The organism is Mycobacterium sp. (genome assembly GCF_049585075.1).
Classification (GTDB): Bacteria; Actinomycetota; Actinomycetes; order Mycobacteriales; family Mycobacteriaceae; genus Mycobacterium.
In genome coordinates this window covers 1-14,108 of sequence record NZ_JBAUZA010000349.1, presented here as the reverse complement: position 1 = coordinate 14,108, position 14,108 = coordinate 1, and the positions used below count along the sequence as shown (strand labels likewise).

Genomic DNA, 14,108 nt, shown 5'->3' with positions numbered 1-14,108 from the left:
CTCAACGCCTGTTTCTACAAGCCGGCGCTGTTGGCTCGTGATGCCGCCGCTGTCAACGACCTCAGCGACGGCCGCCTCGATCTCGGCCTCGGCGCGGGCTACATGCGCGAGGAATACGAGGCTGCCGAGCTGCCGTATCCAAGCGCCGGGCAACGCGTCGATTACCTCGAGCACGTCACCACCTACCTGAAGAAGCACCACCCCAGCATCCCGATCCTCATCGCCGGCAACGGAAATCGACTGCTGACGGTGGCCGCCCAACATGCCGACATCATCGGCCTGACAGGTGCCAACAACGCGCTGGCCGAACGCGTCGAGTTTGTCCGCGCCGCCGCTGGTGACCGGTTTACCGATCTCGAGTTGAACCTAGCGATCACCGCGGTGCCGTCGGACAACTCCGGGAAACCCGACCTGAAGATGACCCGCCATTATGCGCCCGACCTGTCCGACGAGCAGCTGCTAGCTCTGCCCTCCGTGCTGAGCGGATCGCCAAGCGAGATCGCCGACACCTTGCGCGGTTACCAGGAAACCTACGGGCTGACGTCCGTCACCGTGCAGGAACATCACGCCGAAACCATCGCCAAGGTGATTGCGGAATTCCGATGACCACGATCGATCAGCTGCCGAAGGCGGGTGGAAGTTCGTTTCGGTTCGACCGAGCGGAATTAGCCGGAGCGGTGGGCGATCTCGGGGTGCTCGTGCCGATCGCGGTGGCATTGATCGTCAAGAACGGCCTGACACCAACCGCAGTGCTGCTGCCGGCCGGGCTGCTGTACGTGGTGGCCGGCCTGGTGTATCGACTGCCGGTGCCGGTTCAACCGCTGAAGGCGTTCGGGGCAATCGCGATCGCGCACGGGTTCGGCGCCGACGAGATCGCCGCGGGCGCACTGCTGATGGGCGCGATCTTTTTGACGCTGGGGATGTCTGGACTGCTGGACTGGGTCGCGAAAGTGTTCCCGCAGCCGATCATTCGCGGTATTCAGCTCTCGGTGGGACTTCTGTTTTGTCAGCTGGCATGGAGGCTGGTGTCCACCACACCAAAAGCGTTCACCGACCACCGGCACTCGGTCTGGTGGCTCGCTGGCGTCACCGTGGTAGTGATCGCCTTGGCGCTGTTGTTGCGACGCCGCCAGATCACACTGGTCTTCCTCGCGATCGCCATAGTGGCGATGGCGCTGGCCTTCCACGGCTCGTTCAGCTTCGGTCCGTCTGCGGTGCACATCCCACACCTGAGCTGGGCCGCGTTCTCCGCGGCAGCGGTCGCGCTGGTGCTGCCACAGTTCCCGTTGTCGTTTGCCAATTCCTGTTTGGCCACCGCCGACACCGCCCGCGCCTACTTCGGCGATGCCGCGCAGCGGGTGCGCCCAGGCCGGTTGGCAACCACCATTGGGCTGGCCAACCTGTTCGCCGGCACGATCAGCGGCATGCCGGTGTGTCATGGCGCGGGGGGCATGACCGCGCATCGCAGCTTCGGCGCCCGCAGCGGCGGCGCACCAATCATGTTGGGCAGCGTGCTGATCACGCTTGCGCTTGCCATCGGAGCGACGCTGACCGCTGCACTGGCCGGGTTCCCGGTGCCGATCCTGGCAGGTCTGTTGACGGTCGCCGGGTTGCTACACATCACGCTGCTGAAAGATCTACGCGGACCTTGGCATTGGGCGCTGGCGCTTGCGGTCGGAATCACCGGATTTCTCACCAACCTCGCCGTCGCACTCGTTGGCGCGCTTGTGATTTGGTGGGCAGTCCGCTGGGTTCAGGGCTGGCGCGCCCGCAGCTGACTCATCGGGGATGGTCCTCGCCGGCGAGTTGATCCAGCGCATGGTCCAGCACGTCGGCGAGCACCCTGAGGCCGTCGCGCACGCCGCCCGGCGAGCCCGGCAGGTTGACCACCAAGGTCTGCCCCGCCACCCCACATACCCCGCGGGATAGCACCGAGGTTGGCACCTTCGGTAAACCGGAAAGCCGGATGGCCTCAGCCAGCCCGGGAATCATGTAGTCGAGCACCGCCACGGTCTGGTCCGGAGTGCTATCGCTGGGCGAGATGCCGGTGCCACCCGAGGTGATCACCACGTCGACAGCCTCGGCGATCGCGTCACGCAGCGCTTTGCCTACTGGCTCGCCGTCAGCGACAACGACTGGCTGCACCGTCGGGAACCCTTGTTGCGCAAGCCATTCGGCGATGATCGGGCCGCATCGATCTTCGTAGACCCCAGCCGACGCGCGGGTTGAGGCGATGATGACGCGCGCCGACCGGTCTGCCATCACCGCTCCCACGTTCCGTGCCGGCCGCCGTCTTTCCGCAGGACCCGAACGTCATCGATGCGCGCAGCCGGGTCGACCGCTTTGATCATGTCGTACAGCGTCAGGGCCGCCACGCTCACCGCGGTCAACGCCTCCATTTCCACCCCGGTGCGATCGGTGCTGCGCACGGTCGCGGTGATGTCGATATCCCTCGCTCCGGCGGTGAAATCGATGTCGACGCCGGTCAGCGCCAACTGATGACACAGCGGAATCAGGTCGCTGGTGCGCTTGGCGGCCAGAATGCCGGCAACCCGCGCAGTGGCCAGCGCGTCGCCCTTCGGCAGTCCGCCCGCCGCGATCAGCTCCACCACCTGGGCTGACGTACGCAGCGAGCCCGCGGCAACCGCGGTGCGTTTGGTGGCTGCCTTGGCGGTGACGTCGACCATATGAGCCGCGCCGTGGTCGTCGATGTGTGAGAGCGGACCCGAGTCAGCCACGCGATCCATTCTGACAGGTCAACTCTTAGCGCAGGTCCCAGATCTGCACTTGCGAACCGGCCGGTACCTCGGTGACGTCCGCCGGGATGTCCAACAGGCAGTTCGCCGACGCCAGCCACCCCAGGTGGTGTGACCCCGGCGGACCGTGGCTCACGGCGGTGCCGTCAGGGTCGAATACCCCGCGCCGAAACTGGCGTTTACCGCCGGGCGAGGTCAATGTCTCGGTCAATACCGCCGATCGCTTAGGCCGATGCGGGTCGGGTAGCCCCATCGCTGAGCGCAGCGCCGGACGGATGAACACCTCAAACGACACCAGCGCACTGACCGGGTTACCCGGCAGGGTGACGATCGGCGTGCCGGCGACCCGGCCGGCACCCTGCGGCATGCCCGGCTGCATCGCCACCTTGACGAACTCCACCCCCTGGTCACCGGCTCGGCCGAAGGCGTCCTTGACCACCTCGTAAGCACCCGCGCTGACGCCGCCGCTGGTGATGATCAGATCGGACTCGCCGGAGTATCGGTCCAGCAGTGCGGTGAACTGCGCGACGTCGTCGCCGGCGATCGCGGTGGCGACCACTTCGGCACCAGCGGCGCGCACAGCGGCGGCCAGCATCACCGCGTTGGACTCGTATATCTGCCCCGGCTGCAGCGGCGTACCCGGCTGCACGAGTTCCGACCCGGTGGAAATCAGCAGCACCCGCTGACGCGGGATAACGGGCAGCTGGGACACTCCCAGCGCCGCTGCCAAGCCGATCACCGCCGGCGTGACGACCTGCCCGGCCCGCAATACAGTGGCGCCCGCGACGACGTCCTCGCCTGCGCGGCGGATGTGCTTTCCCTCGGCGGTGGGTGCGTGGATCTGCACGACATCGGTTCGCCCGTCGGTGTCCTCGACGGGCACTACCGCCGTCGCGCCGGCGGGCAGCGGCGCGCCGGTCATGATGCGATGCACGGTACCCGGCTGCAGTGCCGGGATGTCGGTGCGGCCAGCCGGAATGTCCTCGGCCACAGGCAGTTTCACGGGATGGTCCGAAGCCGCTGATGCTATCTCGTCGGCGCGCACCGCGTAGCCGTCCATCGCGGAGTTGTCGAAAACCGGTAGCGCCACCGTCGCGGTCACGTCGTCGGACAGCACCCGGCCCTCGGCGTCGGACAACTCGGCGGTGGTGGCGGCCCGGGCAGTGATCAGCCCGGCGACAACGTGTTGATGCTCCTCGACCGACCGCATGGCGTCAGTAAATATAGTTGGTGTCCATGGCCACAGGTTGCGCTCGGCGATGACGCTGGTAGTGCGCGCCGCGCTGACGGATCGACCGATTTCGCTGGCCGAACACCAGGACCTGGTGAGCCATCAGTCCGCGGGAGCCGTCGTGGGGTTCGTCGGCGTGATCCGCGACCACGACAGCGGCCGCCAGGTCGTACGGCTTGAATATTCCGCGCATCCGTCGGCCGCCGACGTGCTCGCCGAGGTGGTGGCCGACGTCGCCGCGCAATCCCCCGGGACCCGGGCCATCGCGGCCAGCCACCGGATCGGCGTCCTGAATATCGGCGAGGCGGCGCTGGTTGCGGCGGTCGCCGCCGACCATCGCCAAGCGGCGTTTGCCACCTGCGCGCAGCTGGTGGACGCCATCAAGGCGCGGCTACCTGTGTGGAAGCACCAGTTCTTCGCCGACGGAACCGACGAGTGGGTGGGCTCGGCTTAATTTTCCAGCGCCGCGCAGGCTCTATCCTCCGGCGAACGGTGGCAGGACGTCGATCGTGTTGCCCGCCCGCAGCGGCTGGGCCTTGTCCCGGACCGCCACGCCGTCGCAGAGATACGAGCACCGGGACAATACCCGGGCAAGTTCTTGACTGCGGTCGCCCAGCCCGTCGACAAGCTCGGCAACCGTGGCGCCGGACCGCAGGCTCAGCTGCTCGGAGTCGGACCCTGAGGCGGCCCGTGCCGCCGCGAAATACCGCACGGTGATTGTCTGACCAGGCACGTCAGCCGCCAATTGCGCTCATCGGCCGCGCCGGCTGGACGAAGTCTGGGTCGTCGATGCCGTGGCCGGCCGGTTTCCCCCACATCGCCGCCCGCCACGCCGCTTCGATCTCGGCGTCGTCGGCGCCGCCGCGCAGCAGCGCTCGCAGGTCCGTCTCGTCGATGGCGAACAGGCAGCTGCGCAGCTGCCCGTCGGCGGTCAACCGGGTGCGGTCACAGCTCGCGCAGAACGGGTGCGTCACCGAGGCGATGAGCCCGACTTGTCCGCTGCAACCCGTCGCCGGATCGGTGACCCGCCACAGCTCGGCGGGCGCCGAACCCCGCGGCGCCCGATCGGGTTTCAGCGCAAACGAATGCCGCCGCAGCTGCGCGAGCACCTGGTCTGCGGTCACCGTAGCCTCACGACGCCACTGATGTCCGGCGTCGAGCGGCATCTGTTCGATGATCCGTAGCTGGTAGTCATGGCTGAGGCAGAACCGCACCAGCGCCACCGCATCGTCGAGTCCGGTCTGCGGGTCCAGCACGGCATTCACCTTCACCGGTCGCAGACCCGCTGCCGACGCTGCGGCCAGGCCATCCAGCACATCGGCAAGGCGGTCGCGGCGGGTGATCGCCGCGAAACGGACGTCATCCATGCTGTCCAGCGACACGTTCACCCGGTCCAAGCCGGCCCGCGCCAACTCGTCAGCATGCTTGGCCAACAAAACGCCGTTCGTGGTCAGCGCGAGCTCCGGGCGCGGCCGCAGCGCGGCGGTTGCAGCGACGACTTCGCTAAGATGCTTGGCCAGCAACGGTTCTCCACCAGTGAAGCGCACCTTGGTGATGCCCAGTCGGGTCACGCCGATTCGCACCAGCCGGAGAATCTCGTCGGGCTGCAGCAGCTGCTCGGCAGCCGACCACGGCAGACCGTCGGCGGGCATGCAGTACGTGCATCGCAGATTGCAGCGGTCGGTCAACGACACCCGCAAATCGGTCGCCACCCGCCCGTAGCTGTCGATCAACGGTCCGCTGGATGGGGCGGGTGTCTCCCCAAGACCTTCGAGCCCGCGACGCACCGCAGGCACTCCGAGGGTCGTGATCATGGCCCCCATTATCCATCGACCCCACGAAGAGGGCACCGCGCGACGCCTTCCTGCAGGTCATCGGCTCATCTAGCATCTATTTGTGCCAAGGATGCGAATCCGTCGGGCAGCTGAGCTGCTGGGGGTCAGCGACGACACTGTCCGGCGATGGATCGACCACGGTGCTTTGTCGGCCAGTCAAGACGAGGCCGGCCGCAAGGTGATCGCGGGGGATGTCTTGGCCGAGTTTTGGCGCAAAAACGCCCGTCCGTTGCCGCCGAACCCGCTTGGCACCGGCAGCTCGGCGCGCAATCGTTTTGTTGGTCTGGTGACCAACGTGGTCAGTGACAAGGTGATGACCCAGGTCGAGATGCAATGTGGTCCGCACACCGTCGTATCCCTGATGAGCACCGAGGCTGCCAAGGAGTTGAAACTGGAGCCGGCAGCCTCGCCGTGGCGGTCGTCAAGGCCACCACCGTGATCGTCGAAACCCCTGAAGCGTTTGCGGATTGACGTATCCGGGTACGTGGCGACCGTGATCGGTGCGTTCATCGAGAGGTGGAAGCGCACTCAGCTATATGAATTGCTGCGGCTGAAAGGCTACGTCGCATTCAATTTGCCCCGCACGGTGAGCATGTTGGGGGCAGCGCTGCTAATCGCAATCGCCGCGGCGCACATGTACGTACTGACCAGCCAGCCGGCGTTGCCGATGTACTTCTTCGTCTATGCCGCGATCCTGGTTGCTTGCTGTCTGTTGGCTGCGGTATCCCTGTGGCTGGGCCGCAATCCCCGTGTGCCCCAATTAGGCTGGTTCTTTGGTGATCTGGTTTCGGTCGTCTTCCTCGGCCTCTACCTATTCAGTCGGCAGGCGACGCTGCCGGGGCTGGTCGCGGTGACCGGCCGGTGGGATTTCGCCCCCGGCACGTTCGCGAGCGCGTTCGCGCTGGGCTTCATCGCGGTGCACATGTCGGTGCTGCTGGGCATCAACGTGGCTTATCCGCAACGCCAACCGTGGTTCGACTGACGGGAATTCGGCGATGACGACGTTCGATTACCCGGCGTGGCTACGAATCGACCACTGGCTCAATGTGTTGTTCGTGACGTTGATCATTCGCAGCGGCATCGAGATCCTCGCCACCCATCCGAAGTTGTACTGGCACGATGACAGCAGACCCGGAAGCGAATGGGCGCGCTTCACTACCAAGGTCATGCCGAAGGACAGGCTGTTCGACACCCTCGATGAGGAAGAGGACTACAGCCCGTTCATTTCGTTGCCCGGCCGCGCGCAGCTTGGCATCGGCCGGCACTGGCATTTCTTTGTGGTGATCGGCTGGATTCTGCTGGGGCTGTCGTACTACATCCTGCTCTTCGCCACTGGGCAGTGGCTTCGCTACTGGCCCGGTTCCTGGTCGATCTTCCCGGAGGCCTTGGACGACATCGTCACCTACATGACGTTCAACCTGCCGCCGTTGGTGCCGGGTGAGCCGATGGACGCCATCCAGAAGCTGACCTATGCGGGCGTCGTCTTCGGGCTGGCACCGTTCCAGATCCTCACCGGCGCCGCCCAGTCCCCGGCGATCGAAGCCAGATTCCCGTGGTACGTGCGGATGTGGGGCGGACGGCAATGGGCGCGCAGCCTGCATTTCCTGGGGCTACTCGCCTTTGTGGTTTTCATCATCATCCATCTTTCGATGGTGTTCTTCTGGGGCTGGGGCCACCTCAACGCCGCGATGATCTTCGGCTCGATTCGCAACATCTATTGGGCTACCGCGATCTCGCTGTTGATCATCGCGGCGATCATCGCCATCCACGTCGGGGCGACGGTGTGGAGTCTGCGCAACCCTCGTTCAGTTCAGCGTGTCCTCGGCGCTGTGGTGTCCCGCGCTCGGCTTCTTCTGTTGCGGCCCTTGGACTCGCGGCAGAACTATCCGGAACGAAAATTGACCCCGCAGCACCGGGTCAACGGCAAACCCCCGTGTTCGGCCGAGTACAAGGTGATGGCCGTGCACAACTTTGTCGACTGGCAGTTGCGGGTCGGCGGATTGGTAGAGAACCCGGTGACTTTGGACTTGGCGGCGTTGCGCGAGCTGGCCGAACCGGAAACACAGCGGGTCATGCACAACTGCGTGCAAGGCTGGACCAGCATCGGTCAGTGGAGCGGCCTGCATCTGAGCACGCTGGTCGAACTGGTGCGGCCGCTACCGCAGGCGAAATACATCTGCTCAATGACGATGCAGGACAACGACCGCGACGAGCCCAGTTCGCATGGCGGAGGCCAGTTCTACGAGGTGATGGATCTCGAACTCGCCTACAAACCGCAGACCATCTTGGCTTATGAGATGAACGGCAAGCCGTTGCCGATCAAACATGGCGCCCCGTTGCGGCTGCGGGTGGAGACCCAAGTCGGATTCAAGATGGCCAAGTGGATCAACCAAATTGAGTTCATCAATGACTACTCCGGCATCGGCAAGGGCGCCGGTGGTTGGCGTGAGGACAACGTCTACTACGACAAAGATGTGGAGATATGACCGAGGTCGACCGTGTGCGTCCGGAGCTGATCAGCCTGGTCCCTGTCGACCGGGACCGCGTGCTGGCGCAAGTCGCCGCAAAAGGCGGGCACTGCGAGAGTTGCGGCCAAACAGATTTCGAGGTCGGCCACGCCCTGTACCTCGGTTTTCTGTTTCTCGACGAAGACAGTGACGCCTACATGGTGGCGTTGACGTGCTGCAACCCGGAGTGCGGGCAGCGCACCGGAATCAGGCTGCGCGAGAAGGACTTTCTCAGCCGCGGCGAAACCGACGCCCGCGCCGCGACTTGGCTGGCGTCGGCTCCGTGAACGACCGCCCGGCTGATTTCCGTGGCCTGGCCACATTGGCAACACTGGCCTCTGCCGGAGACGATGTTCGCCGTGCCCGCCTCTGCGCGACAACGTCATTCACAGCACGACGTACCAAAAATTGTCGCTCAAAGCCGGGCACATCGGGTGTCGACCGGCGAAGAGACAGCTGTGACAGTTGCTACCAATGCGACCTGGCCGCCCTCAGCCGCGGCGAGACCGCCGCCCGCGCCGCGACTTGGCTGGCGTCGGCTCCGTGAACACGGGCTGAACCAGCCCGATTCGATCGATCAGCTCAGACGTTCCCCGCAGCTCGTCGCAGAGTGCTTGAAACCGGCGCTCATCGGCCTCGCCGAGCATTCCGCGCGAACTGTAATGCACCAGCCGCGGCAGCCGTCCGGCAAGCGCGGTACCCCATCTGATGCTGAAGTCGTACTTCTCGCCATCGCTCACTTCGCCATTTTGGCCAAGCCCTTTGAGCGTTTGAATCTGCTCGGTGAGCCACTCGACGTCATCGTCGATGCTGATCGGCGCGGGGTTATCGTCCATGTCGGCAACCATGGTCCTCCATTGCTGCTGTCACATGTGCGGTTTGGCGACACTCACCACTAACGGTGTCCCTTTGAACGTCAGATACACCCGGTGCGGCCCGACGGCCATGCCGGACAGCGGCGCTGACCGTTGCGATTCGGGAAGCGCTGTTCGGTAATTGGTGATCCGCAGCACCGGGATGATGTCCGCCTCGAAGCGCATGAAACTGTTCGTCTCCAGTGTGGCCACCTCGCGGTCGGTGGCCGCGTAGATGCGGGTGTCGTCGCTGCCGATCCGCCGGATCGGCGACGGCAACTGGGTTGCCGCCCGCACCTTCAAGCCCTTCCCGGCGCGCCGCAGATCGATGACATAGATGATGTCTCCGTTCGGACGGGCCACGTAACTACGCGTCACCGCGGCGCCGTCACCTGCCGAGGAGGCGACGCCCATCGGGATCGAGCCAAGCTTCTCGGGTGGTGACGAGGGTCCTCGGTAAAAGCGGATTCCCGATGGCCCGGAGACGTGGTACTCGATGTCGCGCCCACGGTTGGCGCCGTCGATGGTGTCCGAGGGATCACCGTTGATCTTGGCGGTCGGCAGTTTCCGGAAGCCGTATTCGTCGACCGGAGTTACCGACGATCCGTCCGCCGACAGCGCGAGTAACACCCGCATTCCGCCGTCTTCGGAAAGGTAGGCGGGAGCGGGTCCGGCGTCGAACTCGTCGACCTGGCGCAACGTGCCCAAATCGAGCACCGCGACCTTGCCGCGTTGCGGCTGGGGCACATAGACGTGCTGGTCGTCTTTTCGGCTGATCTGTAGGTTGCGCCCCGCCGCGATCGGCGCCGACAGCCGCGTCTTGGCGTGACCGGAGTGCACCAGGTCGGTGATCTCGGCGACTCGGCCAGCGTCGGTGAGCCCGACCAGGGCATCGTTGCTGTATGACCACACCGGATCACGCAGCATCGCACCGACCGTCGTCACGCTGACCTCGGGTTCGGTCTCCACCGCAGTGCCCGGCGCCACGCAGCCCGCAGCCGCAAGAACACTGACTGCGACCAAAACCCACCTGCGCTGCGATGTCATTTGGAGAAGCAATACCCCAGAACCAGGTGTGGTTACACCTACGCTTTCACTATGGGAACCAAGGCCGCGAAGGAAGTCGACTTCGAGCGTCTGGCTGACGCGTTGGGCGACTACCGGTTCGCCTACCTCGTCACCGTCGACGACGACTACCGGGTGCACACCGTCACCGTCGAACCCGAGCTGCGCGAGCGCATCATGGACGTCGGCTTGGTCGGCGGCAGAACCCGCACCAACGTCGAAAGCCGCAGTGCCATCACATTGTTGTGGCCACCGCGCGAGCCGGGCGGCTATTCGCTGATCGTCGACGGCCGGGCTGAAGTGACCGAGGTCACCGATTCCGATGACACCGTTGCGCTTCGGGTCGTGCCGACCCGAGCGCTGTTGCACCGCAACGCCGATCCGAGCACTCCGGGGTCCGCGAAAGGCTGCCTGCACGACTGTGTGGTGTTCGCCAAGTCATAGCCAGAGTGTGGGCCACTTCACAACTTGGAACTGGGATTTCACGATTTCACCGCGGCCTCACAACGACCGGCCAGTCGATTCGCAGGTCGAATTGATACATCTGTAACCCCCATCGCGAATCGTCGAAACACGTCGACACCACGATGGATCCGATCACCGCGAGTCGCGGAGTTCTGCCACGGGGGAAGCAGGAAGGTGGAATGGCTTCGATCTCCAGGGTCGCCACGGTGTGCGGGTACTGCGGCGTGGGCTGCGGTATGGACCTGCAGGTGGCTGACGGCGTGGTGACCAAGGCCGTCGGCCGACCGGATCACCCCGCCAACCGGGGACGACTCTGCACCAAGGGCAACACCACCGCGGATATGCTGCGCGCCGGCGGCCGCCTCACGACGGCTCTGGTCCGTCCGTCGCGCAACGACGAGGCCGCGCCGACCAGTGTGGACGCCGCCGTCCAGATGGTGGCGGACCGGCTATCGGCGATCCGCGATGAGCACGGTCCCGATGCGATCGCGCTGTACGTGTCAGGACAGATGTCCATCGAGGCCCAATACCTGGCCAACAAGCTCGCCAAGGGCTACCTGCGGACCCAATGGATCGAGTCGAACTCGCGGCTGTGCATGGCCAGCGCGGGCACCGGCTACAAGCAGTCGCTGGGCGCCGACGGCCCGCCCGGCAGCTATGACGACCTGGACACAGCCGACCTGTTTTTGGTGTTGGGCGCGAACATGGCCGACTGCCACCCGATCCTGTACCTGCGGATGATGGACCGCGTCCGCGACGGCGCGAAGCTGGTGGTCGTCGATCCGCGCCGGACGGCCACCGCGGCCAAGGCCGACTACCACCTGCCGGTGCGCCCAGGGACCGACCTGGCCCTGCTGAACGGGCTGCTGCGGCTGGTGCGCGACGCGGGCGGCATCGACACCGAATTCGTCACCACCTACACCGAGGGCTGGGAGCCGCTGAACGCCCTGCTCGACGAATATCCGGCGGATCTCGTCGCCGCCATCACCGGGATCGACGAGGCGGATCTGCGCGCGGTCGCCGAGCTGATCTGCGGCACGAAGAACTGGGTGAGCCTGTGGACGATGGGCCTCAACCAGTCCACCCACGGCACCTGGAACACCAACGCGCTGTGCAACCTGCACCTGGCGACCGGAGCGATCTGCCGTCCGGGCGCGGGTCCGTTCTCGCTTACGGGCCAGCCGAATGCGATGGGCGGCCGGGAAATGGGATACATGGGCCCGGGCCTGCCGGGCCAGCGGTCCGCCCTGGATGCCGCCGACCGCGCGTTCGTCGAAGACCGCTGGGAGCTCGAGCCCGGGACGATCCGCGCCGAGGGCGGCACCGGCACCATCGACATGTACCGGCGGATGGGCGACGGCGAGATCCGGGCAGCCTGGATCATCTGCACCAATCCCGTTGCCTCGGTGTCGAATCGGGCCTCGGTGATCGCGGGTCTGCAGCGCGCCGAACTGGTGGTGGTCCAGGATGCGTTCACCGGTGTCGAGACGGCCGAATACGCCGACGTGGTTCTGCCGGCCGCGCTGTGGGCAGAGGCCGACGGGGTGATGGTCAACAGCGAACGCACGCTCACCCATTGCGCCCCCGCGATGGCCCCGCCCGGCGAGGCGATGCCGGACTGGCAGCTGATCTGCCGGGTTGCCACCGCCATGGGTTATCGCGGCTTCGAGTTCGACTCCGCCGCAGAGGTTTTCGCCGAACTTGCCACTTTCCACAATCCCTTCACCGGCTGGGACCTGCGCGGTGTGGACTACCAGCGGCTGCGCCGCACGCCGGTGCAGTGGCCCGCGGCGCCGGGTTGCGCCGACCGCAACCCGATCCGCTACCGCAACGACGGCGTCAGTCAGGATCTGCACACCGCCGAGGACGGCAGCGTCCCGGCGCTGGCCTTCCCGACACCGAGCCGTCGCGCCCGGTTCTTGCCGCGGCCATACCTTCCCGCAGCCGAGCTGCCCGACGACGAATTCCCTCTGGTGTTCACCACCGGTCGGCTCGCGCACCAATGGCACACCATGACCAAGACCGGAAAGGTCGCCAAGCTCAACAAGCTCAACCCCGAACCGTTCCTGCAGCTGCACCCCGAGGACGCCGACCGGCTTGGCGTGCGCGACGGCGACCGGGTCGAGATCCGGTCCCGACGGGGCCGGTCGGTGCTTCCGGCGGCCATCGACAAGGCCGTGCGGCCGGGCGTGTGCTTCGCCCCGATGCACTGGGCCGACGCGTTCGCACCGGATGTGGCGGTCAACGCGGTGACCAACGACGCCGTCGACGCCGAGTCGCTGCAGCCCGAGTTCAAGGTGTGCGCGGTCGCGCTGACCGCCGTCGAAACCGAGGCTCCCACCGCACAACCGACACCGCTGGAGGCCACGGCGCCGGTCGACGCGCTCGCTGCCGCGCTGGGCCCGCTGCCGTCGCCGGCCACGCTCAACGCCGACGAGCAGTTGTTCCTGTCCGGCTTCGTCGCCGGTGTCCGAGCGAACCCACCCACCGATCAGATGCCGACGCTGCCGACGGCCACGCCGCTCGCGCCCGCCAATCGGGCATGGGTCGACGGAGTGCTGGCCGGGATCTTCTCCCGCACAGCGGGATCGACGGCCCACACGCCCGACCAAGTCGGTGGCCCGGCGCCGACCGTGGTGTGGGCGTCGCAGACCGGCACAGCTGAAGAATTCGCCACAACCTGCGTCGAGCGGCTCAACGATGCCGGCATCACCGCGCGGCTTCGCGGCGCCGACGAGATATCGTTGTCCGACCTGAACGGGACGGTGCTGTTCGTGGTGTCCACCACCGGCGACGGGGAGCCGCCCGATAACGGCATCGCGCTCTGGCACGCGCTGGCCGCCGCTGAACCGGGCGACGTTGACTCCGTGGACTTTTCCGTGCTCGGGTTCGGCGACTCGTCCTACACCAACTTCTGCGGCTTCGCCCGCAGGCTGGACGCCCGGCTGGATCATCTGGGTGCGCACCGCATTGTCGACCGGGCATCGTGCGAGCCGGACTTCGAAGCCACCGCTGCGGCCTGGACCGACCGTGTCATTAGCACACTGACCGAGGCAGCGCCGAGCCTATCCGACCCGAAACCAGCTGCAGCACCGTCGTATTCAAGGACCAATCCGCTACGGACAACCGTCGCCAGCAACGTCGCACTCTGCGGCGCAGGCTCCGACAAAGACGTGCGCAACATTGGCATACATCTGCCGGAGGGCACCCTTGAGTACGGCCCGGGCGACGCGCTCGGCGTGTGGCCACACAACCGGCCCGAGGTCGTGATCGAGTTCTTGGAACGCACCGGGCTGGACGGCTCGGCGGAAGTCACCGTCGGCGGCCAGACGATGCCGCTGGCCGAATCATTATGCGCCCGAATGGACATCACCCGGATCACGCCCGACCTGATC

Annotated in this window: 15 protein-coding genes and 1 pseudogene; 9 read left to right on the top strand and 7 right to left on the bottom strand. The window is 66.0% G+C overall.

Annotated elements, in window-relative coordinates:
- The coding region (locus tag WB785_RS16470) for a TIGR03621 family F420-dependent LLM class oxidoreductase (protein ID WP_424080385.1) at positions 1 to 606 on the top strand (606 nt) is incomplete at its 5' end.
- Positions 603 to 1,778: a putative sulfate/molybdate transporter gene (locus WB785_RS16465; protein ID WP_424080384.1), complete on the top strand. Its 1,176-nt coding sequence runs from the start codon at positions 603 to 605 to the stop codon at positions 1,776 to 1,778. The genes WB785_RS16470 and WB785_RS16465, both read left to right, overlap by 4 nt.
- Position 1,779: 1 nt before the next feature.
- Here the strand turns inward: WB785_RS16465 and WB785_RS16460 are convergent, their stop codons facing one another.
- From WB785_RS16460 to glp, 3 genes are read right to left on the bottom strand one after another with little or no spacing between them, the layout of a single operon-like run.
- Positions 1,780 to 2,262, bottom strand: a complete 483-nt coding sequence (locus tag WB785_RS16460) for a MogA/MoaB family molybdenum cofactor biosynthesis protein (protein ID WP_424080383.1) — start codon at positions 2,260 to 2,262, stop codon at positions 1,780 to 1,782.
- Positions 2,262 to 2,738, bottom strand: a complete 477-nt coding sequence (gene moaC, locus WB785_RS16455) for a cyclic pyranopterin monophosphate synthase MoaC (protein ID WP_424080382.1) — start codon at positions 2,736 to 2,738, stop codon at positions 2,262 to 2,264. Before moaC ends, WB785_RS16460 begins: the two co-directional genes overlap by 1 nt.
- 25 nt (positions 2,739 to 2,763) lie before the next feature.
- Positions 2,764 to 3,966 (bottom strand): gephyrin-like molybdotransferase Glp, encoded by a 1,203-nt coding sequence (gene glp / locus WB785_RS16450; protein WP_424080381.1) that lies wholly within the window; start codon positions 3,964 to 3,966, stop codon positions 2,764 to 2,766.
- A gap of 49 nt (positions 3,967 to 4,015) precedes the next feature.
- On the opposite strand from glp, the gene WB785_RS16445 reads away from it, so the two are divergent.
- Positions 4,016 to 4,441 carry a molybdenum cofactor biosynthesis protein MoaE gene (locus tag WB785_RS16445; protein WP_424080380.1) on the top strand — a complete coding sequence of 142 codons (426 nt, stop codon included), beginning with the start codon at positions 4,016 to 4,018 and terminating at the stop codon, positions 4,439 to 4,441.
- Positions 4,442 to 4,462: 21 nt separating this feature from the next.
- On the opposite strand, the gene WB785_RS16440 is transcribed toward WB785_RS16445, so the two are convergent.
- Together WB785_RS16440 and moaA are read right to left on the bottom strand one after the other, a co-directional pair.
- Positions 4,463 to 4,720 (bottom strand): MoaD/ThiS family protein, encoded by a 258-nt coding sequence (locus WB785_RS16440; RefSeq protein WP_424080379.1) that lies wholly within the window; start codon positions 4,718 to 4,720, stop codon positions 4,463 to 4,465.
- A 1-nt stretch (position 4,721) separates the two neighbouring features.
- Positions 4,722 to 5,801: a GTP 3',8-cyclase MoaA gene (gene moaA / locus WB785_RS16435; protein WP_424080378.1), complete on the bottom strand. Its 1,080-nt coding sequence runs from the start codon at positions 5,799 to 5,801 to the stop codon at positions 4,722 to 4,724.
- An 82-nt stretch (positions 5,802 to 5,883) separates the two neighbouring features.
- On the opposite strand from moaA, the pseudogene WB785_RS16430 reads away from it, so the two are divergent.
- The 4 genes and pseudogenes from WB785_RS16430 (at position 5,884) to WB785_RS16415 (ending at position 8,616) form a co-directional block, all read left to right on the top strand.
- Positions 5,884 to 6,293: pseudogene (locus WB785_RS16430) on the top strand (TOBE domain-containing protein).
- Between the two features lie 22 nt (positions 6,294 to 6,315).
- Positions 6,316 to 6,804: an oxidoreductase gene (locus tag WB785_RS16425; RefSeq protein ID WP_424080377.1), complete on the top strand. Its 489-nt coding sequence runs from the start codon at positions 6,316 to 6,318 to the stop codon at positions 6,802 to 6,804.
- 13 nt (positions 6,805 to 6,817) lie between these two features.
- The gene (locus tag WB785_RS16420; protein ID WP_424080376.1) at positions 6,818 to 8,308 is read left to right on the top strand and encodes a molybdopterin-dependent oxidoreductase; all 1,491 of its coding nucleotides are present in this window, start codon (positions 6,818 to 6,820) and stop codon (positions 8,306 to 8,308) included.
- The gene (locus tag WB785_RS16415; RefSeq protein ID WP_424080375.1) at positions 8,305 to 8,616 is read left to right on the top strand and encodes a hypothetical protein; all 312 of its coding nucleotides are present in this window, start codon (positions 8,305 to 8,307) and stop codon (positions 8,614 to 8,616) included. The genes WB785_RS16420 and WB785_RS16415 overlap by 4 nt, the downstream gene beginning before the upstream one ends.
- 204 nt (positions 8,617 to 8,820) lie before the next feature.
- Here WB785_RS16415 and WB785_RS16410 read toward each other — a convergent pair whose 3' ends face one another.
- Together WB785_RS16410 and WB785_RS16405 are read right to left on the bottom strand one after the other, a co-directional pair.
- Positions 8,821 to 9,165: a hypothetical protein gene (locus tag WB785_RS16410; RefSeq protein WP_424080374.1), complete on the bottom strand. Its 345-nt coding sequence runs from the start codon at positions 9,163 to 9,165 to the stop codon at positions 8,821 to 8,823.
- 30 nt (positions 9,166 to 9,195) lie between these two features.
- A complete protein-coding gene (locus WB785_RS16405) occupies positions 9,196 to 10,230 on the bottom strand; it encodes a hypothetical protein (RefSeq protein ID WP_424080373.1) in 1,035 nt (344 codons plus the stop codon).
- 51 nt (positions 10,231 to 10,281) lie between these two features.
- Here WB785_RS16405 and WB785_RS16400 point away from each other — a divergent pair, with 51 nt between their 5' ends.
- Both WB785_RS16400 and WB785_RS16395 read left to right on the top strand, forming a co-directional pair.
- On the top strand, positions 10,282 to 10,692 hold the full coding sequence (locus WB785_RS16400) for a pyridoxamine 5'-phosphate oxidase family protein (protein ID WP_424080372.1): 411 nt from the start codon (positions 10,282 to 10,284) through the stop codon (positions 10,690 to 10,692).
- Between the two features lie 200 nt (positions 10,693 to 10,892).
- The coding region (locus tag WB785_RS16395) for a molybdopterin-dependent oxidoreductase (protein WP_424080371.1) at positions 10,893 to 14,108 on the top strand (3,216 nt) is incomplete at its 3' end.